This window comes from Streptomyces sp. NPDC058653 (assembly GCF_042716895.1).
Lineage (GTDB): Bacteria > Actinomycetota > Actinomycetes > Streptomycetales > Streptomycetaceae > Streptomyces.
Genome location: NZ_JBHXRM010000015.1, coordinates 138,072 through 152,233 on the forward strand (window position 1 = coordinate 138,072; position 14,162 = coordinate 152,233).

A 14,162-nucleotide genomic window follows, 5' to 3' on the forward strand; every position below is an offset into this window, starting at 1 on the left:
TGCCCGTACCCTGTCCCCGTGGCAGAACCAGTGGTGCGCGTCCCGGATGCGAAGGTCGCGCTGTCGACGGCCTCCGTCTATCCGGAGTCCACGGCGACGGCCTTCGAGATCGCCGGGCGCCTCGGCTACGACGGCGTGGAGGTCATGGTCTGGACCGACCCCGTCAGCCAGGACATCGAGGCACTGCGCAGGCTCTCCGACTACCACCGGGTGCCGATCCTCGCCATCCACGCGCCATGTCTGCTGATCACACAGCGGGTCTGGTCGACCGACCCGTGGACCAAGCTCCAGCGGGCGAGGGCCGCCGCCGAACGGCTGGGCGCCTCCACCGTCGTCGTACACCCCCCGTTCCGCTGGCAGCGGCAGTACGCGCGCGACTTCGTCGCCGGCGTCTGGCGGATGGCCGACGAGACGGATGTGCGCTTCGCCGTCGAGAACATGTACCCCTGGCGCTACCGGGACCGTGAGGTGCTCGCGTACGCGCCCGACTGGGACGTGACGAAGGACGACTACCGCCACTTCACCGTCGACCTGTCACACACCGCCACCGCCCGCGCCGACGCGATGTCCATGGTCGGCCGCATGGGCGACCGGCTGGGCCATATCCATCTCGCCGACGGCAACGGCTCGGCCAAGGACGAGCACCTGGTCCCCGGACGTGGCACCCAGCCCTGCGCCGAACTGCTCGAACAGCTGGCGGGCAGCTCCTTCGACGGGCATGTCGTCATCGAGGTCAACACCCGGCGCGCCATGTCCTCGGCCGAACGCGAGGCCGACCTGGCGGAGGCGCTGGCCTTCACCCGGCTGCACCTGGCCTCCACCGGGGCGACCGCCGCCACCCCCGCGGGACCGCGGGCCGGACAGGCACCGGGTCCGGGACCGAGATCGGGACCGTCGGCGGAGACGCGGCCCGCGCGGCCGAGCGTGTCCTACGGCCGGCCCGGGATCGCCCGCCCATGACAGGTACGGCCCCGCGCCGCCGTGGCCGCCCCGCCCGCTCGGACACGGACACCGGCCCCGGCGCGCGCGAGCGGATCCTGGAGGCGGCCCGCAGCGAGTTCGGCGAGCGCGGCTTCGACAAGACGTCGGTGCGTGGCATCGCGAAGGCCGCCGAGGTGGATCCCGCCCTCGTGCACCACTACTTCGGTACGAAGGAGGAGGTCTTCGGCGCCGCCATCGAGGTCTCCTTCGAGCCGGCCATGGTGCTTCCCACGCTGCTCAGCGGCGGCAAGGACCGCATCGGCGAGCGGCTCGCGCGCTACTTCATCAGCGTCTGGGAGAACCCGGTGTCCCGGGCCCCCCTGCTCGCGATCCTCCGTTCCGCCGTGACGAACGAGACGGCCGCCGCCGTGCTGCGCAAGTTCGTGCTGCGACGGCTGCTGGAGCGGATCGCGGTGGAACTGGACGTACCGGATCCCACCTTCCGTGCCGAGCTGGCCGCCTCGCACATGATCGGGATAGCGATCCTGCGGTACGTGCTGAAGGCCGAGCCGCTGGCCTCCGTGGACACCGAGGAGATCGTCAGACTGGTGGCGCCGACGCTCCAGCGGTATCTGACCGAAGCCTGAGCAATGCGGACGCCCGTTCGCGAGAACGCGGACTGGCGTCCCGCATTCCGGACAGACCGTCCAGATCTTGGAGCGGTGGGCGTAGGCTCGAAAAAGTCATTTCCACCGAAGGATCTGCCGAAGGAGCGAGCGACGATGCCCGAGCTGAGGTCCCGCACTGTCACCCACGGCCGGAACATGGCGGGCGCACGCGCCCTTATGCGGGCGTCGGGCGTAGCGAGCGAGGACATCGGCAAGCCGATCGTCGCCGTGGCCAACTCCTTCACCGAGTTCGTCCCCGGCCACACCCACCTCGCCCCCGTCGGCCGGATCGTCTCCGAGGCGATCAAGGCCGCGGGCGCCGTCCCGCGTGAGTTCAACACCATCGCCGTCGACGACGGCATCGCGATGGGCCACGGCGGCATGCTCTACAGCCTGCCGTCCCGCGATCTGATCGCCGACTCCGTCGAGTACATGGTCGAGGCGCACTGCGCGGACGCGCTGATCTGCATCTCCAACTGCGACAAGATCACGCCGGGCATGCTGATGGCCGCCATGCGCCTCAACATCCCCACGGTCTTCGTCTCCGGCGGCCCGATGGAGGCCGGCAGGGCCACCCTGGTCGACGGCACGGTCCGCAAGCTGGACCTGATCAACGCGATCTCGGACGCCGTGAACGAGTCCGTCTCGGACGAGGACATCCTCCGTATCGAGGAGAACGCCTGCCCGACCTGCGGCTCGTGTTCCGGCATGTTCACCGCCAACTCGATGAACTGCCTCGCCGAGGCCATCGGCCTCGCCCTGCCCGGCAACGGCTCGGTCCTCGCCACCCACACCGCGCGCAAGGCGCTGTACGAGAACGCGGGCCGCACGGTCGTCGACATCGCCCAGCGCTACTACGAGGGCGGCGACGAGACCGTCCTGCCGCGCAACATCGCCACCCGCGCGGCCTTCGACAACGCCATGGCGCTCGACATCGCCATGGGCGGCTCCACGAACACGATCCTGCACCTCCTCGCCGCCGCCCAGGAGGCCGGTCTCGAATACGGCCTGGACGAGATCGACGCCGTCTCGCGCCGTGTGCCGTGCCTCTCCAAGGTCGCGCCCAACGTCGCGCCCGGCGGCACGTACTACATGGAGGACATCCACCGGGCCGGCGGCATCCCCGCCATCCTGGGCGAGCTGTACCGGGGCGGCCTCCTCAACGAGGACGTGCGCTCGGTGCACTCCGACTCGCTCGACGAGTGGCTCAAGACCTGGGACGTGCGCGGCGGTTCGGCCTCCGAGGAGGCCGTGGAGCTGTGGCACGCGGCGCCCGGCTGCAGGCGCTCCGCGACCGCCTTCTCCCAGTCCGAGCGGTGGGACACGCTCGACCTCGACGCCGAGGGCGGCTGCATCCGCTCCCTGGAGCACGCGTACTCGAAGGACGGCGGACTAGCCGTGCTGAAGGGCAACCTGGCCGTCGACGGCTGCGTGGTGAAGACCGCCGGCGTGGACGAGTCGATCTGGACCTTCGAAGGCCCGGCCGTCGTCTGCGAGTCGCAGGAGGACGCCGTCGAGAAGATCCTCCGTAAGGAGATCGCCGAGGGCGACGTGATCGTCATCCGCTACGAGGGTCCGCGCGGCGGCCCCGGTATGCAGGAGATGCTCTACCCCACCTCGTATCTGAAGGGCCGCGGCCTCGGCAAGGCGTGCGCCCTGGTCACCGACGGGCGCTTCTCCGGCGGTACGTCGGGCCTGTCCATCGGCCACGCCTCGCCCGAGGCGGCGTCCGGCGGGACGATCGCGCTGGTGCGCGACGGCGACCGGATCCGGATCGACATCCCCGGACGCTCGATCGAACTGCTCGTCGGGGACGAGGAGTTGGCGGCCCGGCGGGACGCGCTGAACGGTGTGTACGAGCCGGTCGCGCGCGAGCGCAAGGTCTCCGTGGCGCTGCGCGCGTACGCGGCCATGGCGACGAGCGCGGACAAGGGCGCGGTCCGGGACGTCTCCCTGCTGGGCGGCTGACGCGGCGGCCGACAGCAGTCGGCCGACAGCAGAGGCCGAGGCCGAGCCCGAGGCGGGCCCGCTCACGCGGGCCGCGACCGATGAAACGAGTGCGACCCCGTCACCCGGTGCGTGTCACCAGGTGTCGGGGTTCTCGCTGTCCACGGCGAAGACGGACCCGTCGGGCGCGCCGGCGTAGATCCGGCCGGGCGCCGTCGCGGGGGTGGGCAGCGCCGACATGTAGCCGAGCTTGCCGGAGAGCAGTCGGGGTTTCGTACGGCCGACCAGGGACCCGTTCGCCGTGTCGACGGTGATCAACTGCCCGTCGGCGGCGGAGAAGTAGAGCCGGTCGCCTGCCGTCGCGACGGGCTTCGACGAGCGGGCCACGTCGGTCTCCAACTGCCAGCGAGGCTCGGCCTTCTCTCCCGTACGGGTGGTGTCGACGGCCAGCAGGGTCCCGCCGCGCGCCAGCAGATACGCGGTGTCGTCCCGCACGGTGACCTGCGCGTCGGCCAGGACGTAGGGCAGCGGACTGCGGCGTACGTCCCCGCTCGCGGGGTCGTAGCGCACGATCGCGTCCGTCATCGAGTCCGGGGAGAGCGAGGTGAGGAACAGGGCGCCGCGCTCGGTGGCCACCGGAGTGAGATCCCCGTCGAGCCGTCGCTGCCAGGCGAGTTCGCCGGTCCTCGGCTCCACCGCGCTGACCAGCGTCGTACGGCCGTCGTCCGAGGACTCGGCCGCGTAGGTGTGACCGGTCGCGGGGCTGTGCAGGGCGAGGACGGGGTTGGAGTGCCCGGGCAGCGGGTGCTCCCAGCGTCTCTTGCCCGTGGCGCCGTCCAGCGCCTCGACGCGCCCGTCGCCCTTCACGAGCAGGACGGTGTCGCCCGCGTGGTGGACGCCGCCCTGGTGGCCGGAGACGTCCGTGCTCCACACCGGAGTGCCGTCGTCCTTCTCGTACGCCCGCAGCCGCGCGCTCTTGTCCGAGGTGAGGACGGTGTGGACGAGCCCGCCGGAGACGACGGGGACGGACGGGGTCTCGGTGCCCGCGCCGTGCGACCAGATCACCCGTCCATCGGCCGGGTCGAGCCGGGCGGCGGCGACGCCGGGCGTGGAGCAGAGCAGTGTCGCCGGGGCGCCGGAGCCGCCCGGTGTGTACGAACACGCCGGTGCGACGCCGCGCTCGGCGGACTTCCCGATGGTCGGGGCCAGCCAGGGCTTGAAGGCCACGCCCGCCGTCGCCGCCGCGCCTGAGCCCCGCGGGGTGGCCGAGGGCGTCTGGGGGTCGCCGAAGCCCTGCGCGGCCCAGAGACCGCCGTACACGAGCACCACGGCGCCGATCGCCAGCGCCGGCCACTTGACGTGCTGCCGCCGTCCGCCGCCGCCCGTGGTCTTCGGCTCGACCGACTCCCGCCCGTCGGCTCGCCTGCCGTCCCGCTCACCGGACACGGTCCGGCCCGTGGACGGCGAGTGCGGCCCGACGTGCGTGCGCTGCTCGCCCCCCGGCACCGGCAACGGACGCTCCACGGAACGCCGTTGAGCCGGTATGAACGCGTCCGCCTCGTACGAGGGCGGGCGCAGCTCGTTCATGATCTCGTCCGGCGTGGGACGCTTCCCGGGGTCCTTCGCGAGGCAACGCCCCACCAGCGGCGCCAGATCCGCGGGCAGACCGACGAGGTCCGCCTCGTCGTGGACCACCTGGTAGGCGACGATGTACGGGCTGTCCGAGTCGAACGGTCCACGCCCCGTGGCCGCGTGGACCAGCAGCGACCCCAGCGCGAACACATCGGCCGCCGGCCCCACCTCGCGCGGGCGCTGGAACTGCTCCGGCGCCATGTACGGCGGCGAGCCGATCAACTTCCCCGTCTCGGTGCGCAGATCGCTGTCTACGGGCCGCGAGATACCGAAGTCGATGACCCGGGGGCCGTTGTCCGTAAGGAGGACGTTGCCGGGCTTGAGGTCGCGGTGGACGACACCGGCGCGGTGGATGTCCCGCAGCGCCTCGGCGAGCCCCGCCGTCAGCCGGCGCAACTCGGCCGGAGACAGGGGCCCGTTGCTCTTCACCTGCTCGGCCAGCGTCGGACCCGGGATGTACGACGTGGCCATCCAGGGCCGCTCGGCGTCCGGGTCCGCGTCGACGACGGGCGCGGTGAAGGCGCCGCTGACGCGACGCGCGGCGGCGACCTCCTGACGGAAGCGGGCCCTGAACTCGGGGTCCGCCGCGTACTGCTGGTGCACCACCTTCACGGCGAGACGCAGCCCCGACGCGGAACGCGCGAGATGCACGACGCCCATGCCGCCGGAGCCGAGACAGGCCTCCAGGCGGTAACTACCGGCGTATTCCATATGAGATTCCCCCGTGTCGCTTTCAGCGAGCGCGACTCACGGAGCCTAGTCGATTGTGCGGCTCTGGCTAAAGGGTGTTGCTAGCCTGCGCGTCGCGGAGAGTGAACATTCGGCAAGATCATCAACGGGGAGGACAGCGATGGCTGTTGAAGAGGTAGAGGAAGTGGCGGAGCCCGCGAGAACGGACGTGGACCCGGCAGTCGGAGGCGCCGAAGCCGAGGCGGCGACACTCGTCGCGGCGGCGGTCAAATACCCGATCGCGCCCGGCTACCGCGTAAACGTGCGCTCGGGGCCCGGCACGCAGTACTCGGTGGTACGCACCCTGCCGTACGACGCGAAGGTGCCGGTCTACTGCCAGAAGCCGGGTACGACGGTGAACGGGCCCTACGGCACGTCGAATCTCTGGGACAACATCGCCAACGGCCAGTTCGTCTCGGACGCGTACGTGATGACAGGGAGTGACGGGTACGTCGCCCCCCGCTGCGCCTGAGCGCACGCCCCCGGGCCCTGGGAACACGCGCCGGCGCATGGGGATAATCGCCCTGTGAGCCGGAGAAAAAGCGTGAGCCCCCACGAAGGCGGCGAAGCCGCCGAGACCACCACCGCGGTCGCGTCGGCGACAGCGCCGTCCACGGGCGGCGGCAGCGACGACGGTGGTGGTCCCGGCGGTCCCCGGCCCGAGCCCCTCCGCTTCTTCGGCACGACCTGGGTCGCCCATGACGGCGGGTACGGGGTGCGACGTGTCTGCGTCGCCGCCGGCTCACTGGCCGCCACCGTGGCCGGGTGCTTCCTGCTGCGCTTCGCCTACCAGGGGCTGGAGATCGCGAACGCCAGCCCCTTCGTGGGCGTGCTCGTCATCGTCATGTTCTCGGTGTGCGGCGCCATCGCCTTCCGCAAGACCTGGGAAGGGTTCTCCGAGCGGCCGGTCGACGCCGCCCGCGAGGAGGCGCTGCGCAGCCTCAAGGGCATCGGCTTCATCGGCTCGCTGGCCGCCTACTTCCTGCGCTCGCTCACCGAGGCGCCGGGGGAGGGGCTGCGGCGGACCGAGTACGAGAGCGCCGTCGCGCAGTACGAGCGCCGCCGCACCGCCCGCACACGCAACCCGGCCGCCCGGAAGGGCGCACGCGCCAGGCGGAAGTGACGCCAGGGCCCTGCGGCTCCTGACGGACTCCGCGCGCCCGCACCCCCCGCCTCGTAGCCCCGCACCCGTCAGGATGGGACGTATGACCGATCGCGCGCTCTCCTTCGACGTCGTCGCCGGCCAGTACGACGCGGCCAGGCCCGGGTATCCGCCGGCGCTCTTCGACACCGTCGAGGAACTGACCGGCCGCCCCCTCCGCGGCTCCCGCGTCGTCGACGTCGGCGCCGGGACCGGCATCGCCACGCGTCTGCTGCGGGCGCGCGGCGCCGAGGTCGTCGCGGTGGAGCCCGGACCGGGCATGGCGGCCCAGCTGCGCCGGGGCCTGCCCGACACCCCTCTGGTCAGGGGGCTGGGGGATGCCCTGCCCGTCGCGGACGCCTCCGTCGACCTGGTGACGTACGCCCAGTCCTGGCACTGGACCGACCCGGCCCGCTCCGTCCCGGAGGCCCTGCGCGTGCTGCGCCCCGGCGGCGCGCTCGCCCTGTGGTGGAACGTCGCCGACGCCACCGTGCCCTGGGTCGCCGCCCAGGAGGAACGGCTGCACCGGCTCGCACCCGAGGACGCCCACGGCTCCGGCGGCCGTCGCGCGGAGAGACTGCCCCGGGAACTGCCGCGTGTACGGCGGGAGTTGCACTGGACCCGCACCGTCCCGCTCGACACCCATCTCGCCAATCTGGGCAGTCACTCCTTCTTCCGCGTCATCGGCCCCGAGGCCACGGCCGCCTGCCTCGCGGCCGAACGCGCCGAACTGCTCACGGTCTTTCCGTCCGGCCAGGTCGAGGAGGCGTACGCGGTCGAGCTGACTGTCACATTTCGCGACTCCGCGTCGTCTCTCCTCCGAGGCCCGTAGTCCGACGGCTGACGGCTGACGGCTGACGGCGGGCGGGGTGTGAGTCCGGCACAGGGGAGAGGAGCTCCGACGCATGGCCGATCTGGCGGCTTTCGAGCACGAGCGCAAGAGGCTGTGGGGCATCGCGTACCGCATCACCGGCTCGGTCGCGGACGCGGAGGACGCGGTCCAGGAGACCTGGCTGCGCTGGCAGCGGCTGCCCGACGACGAGGCGGACGACCCCCGCTCGTATCTGACGACCGTCATCAGCCGGCTCTGCTACGACCAGCTCGGCTCCGCCCGCGCCCGGCGTGAGTCGTACGTCGGACCGTGGCTGCCCGAGCCGGTCGTCACCGACGGCGGACCCGAGGACCGGGTCACGCTGGACGAGTCCGTCGGGCTCGCCATGCTCACGGTGCTGGAGCGGCTGACCCCGGCGGAACGCACCGCGTTCATCCTCCACGACGTCTTCGCCGTGCCGTTCAAGGAGATCGCGGAGGTCGTGGGCCGCACACCCGACTCCGTACGGCAGCTGGCCTCCCGCGCCCGCCGCCGGGTAAGGGCCGACGCTCCCCGCCGGTCCGTCGACCGGGGCGAGCACCGGCGGGCGGTCGAGGCGTTCCTGTCGGCCGTGCTGGGCGGGGACTTCGACGGCCTGCTGGAGATCCTCGACCCCGAGGTGGTCTGGCGCTCGGACGGCGGCGGCAAGGTCACGGCGGCCAGGCTGCCCGTCGTCGGCGACGAGAAGGTCGTCCGCTTCTCGCGTCGCCTCATGCGCGAGTACGACCCCGGGACGATGAACGCCTTCGTACGCGAGGTGAACGGTGCCGCCGGCCTGGTCGTCCACGACCCCGTCAACGACTGGGGCATCGTCTTCGCCTTCACCGTGCACGGAGGACTGATCACCGAGATCGACGCCGTGATCAACCCGGAGAAGCTGCGCCATCTCGACCTCGGGAGCCTGTGACCGCGATCACCGTCACAAGTGGAGGCGCTGCGTCGTCCCCCCTGTATGACACCCACCCACACACATCCCTCCCCCTCGGAGAAGCTCCAGGTCGTCGTGGTCGGCGCGGGCTACGCGGGGCTCATGGCCGCCCTGCGCCTCGCCCCGCACTCCCACGTCACCCTCGTCGACCCCGCCGACCGGTTCACCGAACGCGTCCGCCTGCACGAACGCGCCGCCGGACGCCCCGACGTCACGCACCCCCTGACCTCCTTCCTCGGTTCGACGGGCATCGTCCGTGTCGCCGCCCGCGCCACGGCGATCGACACCGTGGGCCGTGAGGTACGGACGGACGACGGCCGGGTCCTGCCGTACGACCGGCTCGTCCACGCCCTCGGCAGCCGCACCCGGACCGCCGGCCCCGGCGACCAGGACCGGGCCTACACGGTCGAGTCCGCCACCGAACTCCACAAACGCCTCCAGGACGGACCCGGCTCCCTGACGGTCGTGGGCGGCGGCCTCACCGGGATCGAGCTGGCCACCGAACTCGCCGAGACCCACCCCGGCTGGCGCGTCGGCCTCCTCACGGAGGACGCCGTCGGCCCGGGGCTCTCCGCCAAGGGCCGCGCCCATGTCCGCACCGTGCTCGCCGGCCACGGCGTACGCGTCGAGGAAGGCCGCCGTGTCGCCGGCCCCGACGACATCGACACCGACGTCGTCCTCTGGGCCGCCTCGATGACGCCCAACACCGAACTGGCGCGCGCCGCCGGCATCAGCACCGACCCCCGGGGGCGCGTCGAGGTCGACGCGGCGCTGCGGTCGGTCTCCCATCCGGAGGTGTACGGGGTGGGCGACTCGGCCGCAGGGCACACCGCCGCCGCCGGTCCGCTGCGCATGGGCTGCGCGGCGGCGCTTCCCTGCGGCTCGCAGGCCGCCAGCGCGATCATCGCCGAACTGCGTGGCGAGGAGCCGAAACCGCTTCGTTTCTCCTATTACCTCCAGTGTCTGAGCCTGGGCCGCCACGACGGGCTGGTCCAGTTCGTACGGCCCGACGACTCACCCCGTGAACGGGTCCTCACCGGCCGGCCGGCGGCGTTCGTGAAAGAGGGGATCGTCCGCTCCACGGTCCGCTCGCTGAAGCTGGCGTCCCGTCAGCCGGCACTGCTGACCCGTATCCCGGGCTTCGGCTGAGCACCCCGGCCTTGACGGTGCGGCGCGGACGGGAGCATTATTCATCACGTGATGAATAAAGCAGAGGCTGCCATCCGCGCCCACGGCCTGCGCGTAGTACGAGGCGAACGCACCGTGCTGCGCGACCTCGACTTCGCCGTACCACCCGGACAGATCACCGGTCTCCTCGGCCCCTCCGGCTGCGGCAAGTCCACCCTGATGCGCGCCGTCGTCGGCACCCAGGCCAAGGTCACCGGCACCCTGGACGTCCTCGGCCGCCCCGCCGGCGACGCCACGCTCCGCGCCCGCATCGGCTACGTCACCCAGGCCCCCTCGGTCTACGACGACTTGACGGTCCGCCAGAACCTCGAATACTTCGCGGCCGTCCTCCACCCCGGACGCTCCCACCGCGACGCCCGCGACCGGACCGTCCACCGCGCCATCGCCGACGTCGACCTCATGTCCCACGCCGACTCCCTCGCGGGCCGGCTCTCCGGCGGCCAGCGCAACCGCGTCTCGCTCGCCGTCGCCCTGCTCGGCACGCCCGAGCTCCTGGTCCTCGACGAACCCACCGTCGGCCTCGACCCCGTACTCCGCCGCGACCTGTGGGAGCTCTTCCACCGCATCGCCGCCGACCGCGCGGCCACCCTCCTCGTCTCCTCCCATGTGATGGACGAGGCCGAACGCTGCCACCGCCTCCTCCTGATGCGCGAGGGCGACATCCTCGCCGACGACACCCCCGAAGCCCTGCGCACCCGCACCGGCCGCGAAACGGTCGAGGAAGCCTTCCTCCACCTGGTCGACGAGGCCAACGCCCACGCACTCCAGGAGACCCCCCGATGACGACGTCGACCCCCGCCCCGACCTCGGCCCCGACGACCGCCCTCCCGCCGCGCGCCTTCTCCGGCGCCCGCACGCTCGCCACCGCCGCCCGCGTCCTGCGTCAACTCCGGCACGACCCCCGGTCCATCGCGCTGATGATCCTCGTCCCGTGCGTGATGCTCTTCCTCCTTCGCCATGTCTTCGACGCCGACGCCCGCACCTTCGACGCCATCGGCGCCTCACTGCTCGGCATCTTCCCGCTGATCACGATGTTCCTGGTCACCTCCATCGCCACCCTCCGCGAACGCACATCGGGCACCCTGGAACGCCTGCTCGCCATGCCCCTCGGCAAGGCCGACCTCATCGTCGGCTACGCCCTGGCCTTCGGCGCCCTCGCGATCGTCCAGTCCCTGCTCGCCACCGGTCTCGCCGTCTGGGGCCTCGGCCTCGACGTCGTCGGATCACCCTGGCTGCTCCTCCTCGTCGCGCTCCTCGACGCCCTCCTCGGCACCGCTCTCGGGCTCTTCGTCTCGGCCTTCGCCTCCTCCGAATTCCAGGCGGTCCAGTTCATGCCGGCGGTGATCTTCCCCCAACTGCTGCTCTGCGGACTCTTCACCGCCCGCGAGAACATGCAGCCGGTGCTCGAAGCGATCTCGAACGTCCTGCCCATGTCCTACGCGGTCGACGGAATGAACGAGGTCCTGCGCCACCCCGACATCACCGGCAACTTCGTCCGCGACGTCCTGATCGTCACCGGCTGCGCGATCCTGGTCCTCGGCCTCGGCGCCGCCACCCTCCGCCGCCGCACCGCCTAGAACGGCCCCGGATCCGGCCACTCCGCCGGCCCCCCACGCCCGCCGTTCCGCCAGACGGACACGGCGGGCCCGCCCTCGCCGCCGGTGCGAGGATGGTCACGAATGTTCCGTGTACGACAGCTCGACCCACCCCACCGGCGAGGTGCCCCCGCATGACCAAGACCATCGCAGTCCTCGGTACCGGCAAGATCGGCGAAGCCCTCCTCAGCGGCATGATCCGCGCCGGCTGGCGCCCCGCCGACCTCCTGGTCACCACCCGCCGCTCCGAACGCGCCGCACAGCTCCGGGACCGCTACGGCGTCGAACCCGTCACCAACGCCGAAGCCGCCAAGCGCGCCGACACCCTCATCCTCGCCGTGAAGCCGCAGGACATGGGCAAGCTCCTCGACGAACTCGCCCCCCACGTCCCCGCCGACCGCCTGGTGATCAGCGCCGCCGCGGGTATCCCCACGTCCTTCATCGAGGAACGCCTCACCACGGGTATCTCCGTCGTCCGCGTCATGCCCAACACTCCCGTCCTTGTCGATGAAGGCATGTCCGTCATCTCAGGTGGCAGCCACGCCACCGCCGCCGACCTCAACCACACCGAGGAGATCTTCGGCGGCGTCGGCAAGACCGCCCGCGTCCCCGAGTCCCAGCAGGACGCGGCGACCGCTCTCTCCGGCTCGGGCCCGGCCTACTTCTACTTCCTGGTCGAAGCCATGACCGACGCCGGCATCCTCCTCGGCCTGCCCCGCGCCCAGGCCCACGACCTCATCGTCCAGGCCGCCATCGGCGCGGCCGTCATGCTCCGCGACAGCGGCGAACACCCGGTGAAGCTCCGCGAGGCCGTGACCTCCCCGGCCGGCACCACCATCAGCGCCATCCGCGAGCTGGAGAACCACGGTGTACGGGCCGCCCTGATCGCCGCGATCGAAGCGGCCCGCGACCGCAGCCGCGAACTGGCCTCCGGCAAGGGCTGACCGACCCTTCCCGCACCGCCTCCCGTCAACCGGCCGGCAGAAGCCCGACCGCGTCGTAAGCCGCGTCCACCACCGGCCGGGCCATCTCCCTGGCCCGCTCCGCACCCTCCTTCAGAACCTTGTCCACATGACCGGGATCCGCCGCGAGCTCCGCGTGCCGCGCCCGGACCGGCCGCAACAGCTCGACGACGGCCTCGGCGGTGTCTTGCTTGAGTGAGCCGTACGACTCGTATACACCGGCCAGCTCGGTGGGGTTCCCACCTCCGCACGCCGAGAGAATCTCCAGCAGATTCGCCACGCCCGGCTTGGCGACCGGGTCGTACTCGACCTCGCGCCCGCTGTCCGTGACGGCCCGCATCACCTTCCTGCGCAGCACATCCGTCTCGTCCAGCAGATAGACGATCCCGGCCCCCGACTCGTGCGACTTCCCCATCTTCGAACTCGGATCCTGCAGATCCATCACCCGCGCCGCCACCGGCGGATTCGTGGCCCTGGGCACGGTGAAGGTCGGCCCGTAGCGAAGGTTGAACCGCTCGGCCAGGTCGCGCGTCAGCTCCACATGCTGCGTCTGGTCGTCACCGACGGGCACCTCGTCGGTCCGGTACGCCAGGATGTCCGCCGCCATCAGCGCCGGATAGGTCAGCAGCGACGCCCGGACACTGTGCCCGGCGGCCTTCGCCCGCACGGACTTCTCCTTGTACTGGATCATGCGCCGCAGCTCGCCGTCCGTCGCCGTGCACTCCAGCAGATAGGAGAGCCGGGTGTGCGCGTCGACATGACTCTGTACGAAGACGGTGCAGCGGGCCGGATCCAGCCCCGCCGCCAGCATGAGCGTCGCGGCTTGGCGACTGAGCCGGCGCACCCTGGCCGGATCGTGTTCCACGGTCAGGGCGTGCAGGTCCACGATGCTGAACAGGGCATCGGCCCGGTACTGATCCACCTCGGCCCACCTGCGCAGGGCCCCGAGGTAGTTGCCCAACGTCAGATGGCCCGTCGGCTTGATCCCACTGAAGATCCGCGTCATCTCTCTCGTCCCACTCCTGGTCGGAGCCACCGCCCAGGGGCCGGGCTCTCGGACCTCCACGAGGGGAGAAACGCGAACGGCCGCCAGAGCGGCGGCCGTTGGTCACATACGTGTCAGCAGGCCGCCGTCAGACGGCCCGCCAGCTGAAAGTGCACGCATGCGTGGTCATGGGGGCAAGAGTACGCGGTCCCTACCCCGCTGGGCCGAGGTTGACACGTCCAAGTCGTGAACGTAATGTTCTCCGAGCTGTCCGACGTGAGCATCGACCCCGGTCGATCCCCGGACGGTCATTCCGCAAGACCCAGCAAACGTGCGACATCCGGTCGCTTCCTTTTGCGTGCGCTTTTGCGAAATGAGGAATCCGCGTTCGAAACGGGACGCGAAACCCCGATTAGCGTCGGGGGAACGGTTCCGCTAAGGTCTCACTTGTCGGAACGGCCGCAGGGCCGGAAAGACAATCCCGCTGACTGGGAATCAGAGCCTGAAAGGTTCTGATAGAGTCGGAAACGCAGGACAGCAAGACCGAAGGGAAAGCCCGGAGGGGCCCGGAGACGGGACCGAAGGAAGCGTCCGT

At 71.4% G+C, this 14,162-nt stretch carries 13 protein-coding genes; 11 read left to right on the forward strand and 2 right to left on the reverse strand.

Annotated features, from left to right (window positions below; genetic code table 11):
* Nucleotides 1-18: 18 nt before the first annotated feature.
* From ACFWU9_RS15785 to ilvD, 3 genes are all read left to right on the forward strand, one after another.
* Complete coding sequence (locus ACFWU9_RS15785; RefSeq protein WP_384318515.1) at nucleotides 19-960, forward strand: sugar phosphate isomerase/epimerase family protein; 942 nt, start codon at nucleotides 19-21, stop codon at nucleotides 958-960.
* Nucleotides 957-1,568 (forward strand): TetR family transcriptional regulator, encoded by a 612-nt coding sequence (locus ACFWU9_RS15790; protein ID WP_384318516.1) that lies wholly within the window; start codon nucleotides 957-959, stop codon nucleotides 1,566-1,568. The genes ACFWU9_RS15785 and ACFWU9_RS15790 overlap by 4 nt, the downstream gene beginning before the upstream one ends.
* 135 nt (nucleotides 1,569-1,703) lie before the next feature.
* Nucleotides 1,704-3,557 carry a dihydroxy-acid dehydratase gene (gene ilvD, locus ACFWU9_RS15795; protein WP_384318518.1) on the forward strand — a complete coding sequence of 618 codons (1,854 nt, stop codon included), beginning with the start codon at nucleotides 1,704-1,706 and terminating at the stop codon, nucleotides 3,555-3,557.
* A gap of 114 nt (nucleotides 3,558-3,671) precedes the next feature.
* Here the strand turns inward: ilvD and ACFWU9_RS15800 are convergent, their stop codons facing one another.
* The gene (locus tag ACFWU9_RS15800; protein ID WP_384318520.1) at nucleotides 3,672-5,879 is read right to left on the reverse strand and encodes a serine/threonine-protein kinase; all 2,208 of its coding nucleotides are present in this window, start codon (nucleotides 5,877-5,879) and stop codon (nucleotides 3,672-3,674) included.
* A 139-nt stretch (nucleotides 5,880-6,018) separates the two neighbouring features.
* Between ACFWU9_RS15800 and ACFWU9_RS15805 the strand changes: the two genes are divergently transcribed.
* The 8 genes from ACFWU9_RS15805 (at nucleotide 6,019) to proC (ending at nucleotide 12,564) form a co-directional block, all read left to right on the forward strand.
* Nucleotides 6,019-6,369 carry an SH3 domain-containing protein gene (locus tag ACFWU9_RS15805; RefSeq protein ID WP_384318522.1) on the forward strand — a complete coding sequence of 117 codons (351 nt, stop codon included), beginning with the start codon at nucleotides 6,019-6,021 and terminating at the stop codon, nucleotides 6,367-6,369.
* A 72-nt stretch (nucleotides 6,370-6,441) separates the two neighbouring features.
* Nucleotides 6,442-7,020, forward strand: a complete 579-nt coding sequence (locus tag ACFWU9_RS15810; protein ID WP_384318524.1) for a hypothetical protein — start codon at nucleotides 6,442-6,444, stop codon at nucleotides 7,018-7,020.
* Nucleotides 7,021-7,093: 73 nt separating this feature from the next.
* On the forward strand, nucleotides 7,094-7,870 hold the full coding sequence (locus tag ACFWU9_RS15815; protein WP_384318526.1) for a class I SAM-dependent methyltransferase: 777 nt from the start codon (nucleotides 7,094-7,096) through the stop codon (nucleotides 7,868-7,870).
* 73 nt (nucleotides 7,871-7,943) lie between these two features.
* Entirely contained in the window at nucleotides 7,944-8,816 is an 873-nt protein-coding gene (sigJ, locus tag ACFWU9_RS15820) for an RNA polymerase sigma factor SigJ (RefSeq protein WP_384318528.1), read from the forward strand.
* Between the two features lie 45 nt (nucleotides 8,817-8,861).
* The gene (locus ACFWU9_RS15825) at nucleotides 8,862-9,986 is read left to right on the forward strand and encodes an NAD(P)/FAD-dependent oxidoreductase (protein WP_384318530.1); all 1,125 of its coding nucleotides are present in this window, start codon (nucleotides 8,862-8,864) and stop codon (nucleotides 9,984-9,986) included.
* Nucleotides 9,987-10,037: 51 nt separating this feature from the next.
* Nucleotides 10,038-10,808, forward strand: a complete 771-nt coding sequence (locus ACFWU9_RS15830) for an ABC transporter ATP-binding protein (RefSeq protein WP_384318532.1) — start codon at nucleotides 10,038-10,040, stop codon at nucleotides 10,806-10,808.
* Entirely contained in the window at nucleotides 10,805-11,602 is a 798-nt protein-coding gene (locus tag ACFWU9_RS15835) for an ABC transporter permease (protein ID WP_384318534.1), read from the forward strand. The genes ACFWU9_RS15830 and ACFWU9_RS15835 overlap by 4 nt, the downstream gene beginning before the upstream one ends.
* Before the next feature lie 152 nt (nucleotides 11,603-11,754).
* Nucleotides 11,755-12,564 carry a pyrroline-5-carboxylate reductase gene (gene proC / locus ACFWU9_RS15840; RefSeq protein ID WP_384318536.1) on the forward strand — a complete coding sequence of 270 codons (810 nt, stop codon included), beginning with the start codon at nucleotides 11,755-11,757 and terminating at the stop codon, nucleotides 12,562-12,564.
* A 25-nt stretch (nucleotides 12,565-12,589) separates the two neighbouring features.
* Here the strand turns inward: proC and trpS are convergent, their stop codons facing one another.
* The gene (gene trpS / locus ACFWU9_RS15845; RefSeq protein WP_384318538.1) at nucleotides 12,590-13,588 is read right to left on the reverse strand and encodes a tryptophan--tRNA ligase; all 999 of its coding nucleotides are present in this window, start codon (nucleotides 13,586-13,588) and stop codon (nucleotides 12,590-12,592) included.
* Between the last annotated feature and the right edge of the window lie 574 nt (nucleotides 13,589-14,162).